Origin of the sequence: Streptomyces bambusae, from assembly GCF_019400985.1 — a bacterium.
GTDB classification, from domain to species: Bacteria; Actinomycetota; Actinomycetes; order Streptomycetales; family Streptomycetaceae; genus Streptomyces; species Streptomyces bambusae_A.
In genome coordinates this window covers 1-3,296 of the sequence record NZ_WTFF01000509.1, presented here as the reverse complement: position 1 = coordinate 3,296, position 3,296 = coordinate 1, and the positions used below count along the sequence as shown (strand labels likewise).

Sequence of the window (3,296 nt, the reverse complement as noted above, 5' to 3'; positions counted from 1 at the left end):
GCCGCGGCCATCACCGAGGCGTCGGCGTACCGCTCCTCGGGCTTCTTGGCCAGCGCACGGGCGACGAAGGCGCGTACCGGCTGGGGCAGGGCGCCGGGCAGCTCCGGCGCGGGCTCCCGGACGTGCTTGAGCGCGATCTCGACCACCGACTCGCCCGTGAAGGGCGGCTCCCCGGTGAGCAGTTCGTAGACGACCACGCCCATGGAGTAGAGGTCGGAGGCGGCGATGGCGCCGTGGCCCTCCGCCTGCTCGGGAGCCATGTACAACGCCGTACCGAGCACCGCGTGGGAGTCGGTGATGGCGGTGCTGGCCGCACTGGAGCGGGCGATGCCGAAATCGGTGACGGTCACCCGGCCGTCGGCGCCCAGCATCAGGTTGGAGGGCTTGATGTCGCGATGGGTCACGCCGCGCAGGTGCGCGGTGTGCAGCGCGTCCAGGGCCTGACCGGCGATGTCGAGCGCCTGTGCGGGCGGGAGGGGGCCGTCCTGGGCGCGGACCTCGTTGAGGGGGCGCCCCTCGATGAGCTCCATGACGATGTAGGCGACCCGCTCGCCCGAGGGGATCGGGCTCTCGCCGTAGTCGTGGACGTCCACGATGCCCGGATGGCCGAGCGAGGCGAGCACCGTGGCCTCGCGGCGGAACCGCGCGGCGAAGGCGGGGTCGTCGAGCAGCGCGGGCAGCAGCACCTTCACGGCGACCTGCCGCCTGAGCACGCTGTCGTCGGCGCGCCACACCTCACCCATCCCACCGCCGCCGATCCGCTCGGTCAGCGTGTAACGGTCCCCCAGGACCGTGCCCCGTCCCCACATGCGTGTCCCCCGCGGCGCAGCGCCGGCTCGTCGATGGATGGTCCGTCCAAACGCAGTCTGGCAAAGGGTACTTGGGTGATCCAGGGAAGGGGCGCGGGGTTCCGCGGGGCAGCTGCGCAGCGCGGCGGACCGGCTCCGGGCCGGCTCGGAGCCGACCCGCGCGGGACCGGGCGCGCCGTCGGCGGTACAGCCTCCCGGCGGTCGGCTGCGCGGCCTGCGGGCGGTCGGCGGCGCGGCCTCCCGCCGGTCGGCCGCCCCCGTCGGGGCCGGATGTGGACCGTTCGGGGCACCTTGATGGTTCCCGGGGGTGACACATCGGATCAACAGGTCATCAGGTAGGGGAGCGCGGGCATGGCTCGTCCTGAAAACGGCAACGAGAGGAAGTGCGCATGGAATCCAAACGCCGCAACCGGCGTCCGCTCGCCCGCTCCGCCAGGGCCACCTGGGTGGCCGGGAGCCTGTCCATGGCGATGGGCGCCGTGCTCGCCGGCGTGCTCGCAGCACCGCCCGCCGCGGCCGTGGGCACGGACACCAAGAACAAGGACGACGAGTGCCGCACGGCACGGACCATCAGCTCCGAGCGGCTGGACTTCGGCCGCAACGCCGAGTTCCGCATCGCGACGGACCGCAAGGGCAACGCCTTCCTGAACGACGACCGCAACCCGGGCATCTGGGTGAACCTCGACATCCTGCCCGGCGCCCCCGAGTGCGTGATCGACAGCGCCGTCGGCACGGACGAGGACCCGGCCACGGTCACCCTCACGCTGCTGGCCAAGGGCGGGAAGGCCTACACGGCGACGTGCGCCATCACCGCGACGCCGTTCAACGCGAGCAACCTGGTCGCCGCCTGCGGCGCCGGGTTCACCCTGATCCCCGGCACGCCCGTCTGAATCCCCGGCGCGCCCGGCTGAATCCCGGCGCGCCCGGCTGACCGCCGCCGGCGCTCCGCTCTGCCGAAGGCCGCCCTCCCCACCCGGGAGGGCGGCCTTCGGCATGTCCGGGCCAAGCGGTGCCAGGGGGCGCGTATGCGGACGGGCAGGCGGCGTACGAGGGCGGGAAGGCGGCGTATGCGGACGGGCAGGCGGCGTGCGAGGACGGGCGGGCAGGGGCGGAATCCAGCCATCCGGCACCTGTCCAACTCGCTTGACGGGTCCAGATCATGATCTGCTGTCAAGACTCGTGCGCGGAGCCGATAAGCTTCCGGGCCGTTGTCCTTTGATCTTTTTCGCTTTCGATCGTATGAGGGTTCTGATGGTTCGAGAGGGATCGTCGCCCGGCAGTCCAGGGCCCGCCTCACCCGTCGTCTGGGCAGTACCTCCCGTGCTGACCGCCGCGGCTGCCGCGGTCGCCGTGGCACTGGTCCCCGCGTCCGCCCGTACCGCCCTGCTGTGGGTGTCCGTCGTGGCCTTCGCCGCGGTCGCAGCCGCCTGTACGGCAGCCGCCCGCCGCAGCAGGGCGCTCGACGCCCTGCGCGCCACGGCCGCCGCCCAGCGGGCGGCGCTCGCGCACCAGGAGGCCGAGACCGTCCAACTTGCCGAGGTGCTCCTGCCCGACATCGTGGCGCGCCTGCGCAAGGGCGAGTTCCCGGAGGACGTGCTCGCCGCGCTGGACGAGAGCTACGCCCACCGGCCGGGCCTGACACCGGAGTTCGCGTCCGCCCACCAGGCGGTGCTCCGCTCGGTCGTCGACGCCGTCGTCGCCGAGGAGGACCTGCGCGAGTCCGCGCAGCGCGCCTTCGTCAACATCGCCCGACGCGTCCAGGCCATCGTGCACCAGCAGGCCCAGGAACTGCGGGACATGGAGGAGCGGCACGGCCGCACCCCGGAGGTCTTCGGCGACCTGCTGCGCCTGGACCACGGCACCGCGCTGATCGGCCGCCTCGCCGACTCCATCGCCGTGCTCGGCGGCGCGCGCCCCGGCCGCCAGTGGAGCAAGGCCGTACCGCTCTACAGCGTGCTGCGCGGCGCCATGTCCCGGATCATCGACTACCAGCGCGTGGAGCTGCACTCGGTCTCCCAGGTCGCCGTCGTCGGCCCGGCCGTCGAACCGCTCATCCACGCCCTGGCCGAGCTCCTGGACAACGCCACCCGCTACTCCCCGCCGCAGACCAAGGTCCACCTCACCGCCGTCGACGTGAACTCGGGCATCGCCGTCGAGATCGAGGACGGCGGAGTGAGCATGAGCGAGGAGGCCCGCAAGCGGGCCGAGCGCATGCTCCGCCAGGCCCAGCAGGGCATCGACCTCACCGACCTCGGCGAGACGCCGCGCCTCGGCCTCGCCGTCGTGGGCCGCCTCTCGCAGGCCTACGAGTTCCAGGTCTCGCTGCGCTCCTCGGCGTACGGCGGTGTCCGCGCGGTGCTCGTCATCCCGCAGGGCCTGATCACCAGCGCCCCGGCCGCGACCGCCGTCGCCCACGGCATCGGCACCGCCTCCGGGCCGCGCGCGGCCCTCGAACCGGCCGCCGGCCGGGCGGCCGCGGAGGCCGCC

Annotated in this window: 3 protein-coding genes; 2 read left to right on the top strand and 1 reads right to left on the bottom strand. The window is 73.5% G+C overall.

The window, feature by feature from the left end; all coding sequences use genetic code 11:
* Window positions 1–809: protein kinase domain-containing protein (locus GPJ59_RS34850; RefSeq protein WP_219672053.1), on the bottom strand; the 809-nt coding region annotated here is incomplete at its 3' end.
* A gap of 389 nt (window positions 810–1,198) precedes the next feature.
* Between GPJ59_RS34850 and GPJ59_RS34845 the strand changes: the two genes are divergently transcribed.
* Together GPJ59_RS34845 and GPJ59_RS34840 are read left to right on the top strand one after the other, a co-directional pair.
* Window positions 1,199–1,699, top strand: coding sequence for a hypothetical protein (locus GPJ59_RS34845; RefSeq protein ID WP_219672052.1), 501 nt, complete (start codon window positions 1,199–1,201; stop codon window positions 1,697–1,699).
* A gap of 361 nt (window positions 1,700–2,060) precedes the next feature.
* Window positions 2,061–3,296, top strand: a 1,236-nt coding sequence (locus GPJ59_RS34840; protein WP_219672050.1) for a sensor histidine kinase, incomplete at its 3' end; no start/stop codon positions are given.

What these genes read in the sequence shown, in the direction of transcription:
- GPJ59_RS34845 (WP_219672052.1), top strand. Translation starts at nt 1,199, where the DNA reads ATGGAATCCAAACGCCGCAACCGGCGTCCGCTCGCCCGCTCCGCCAGG.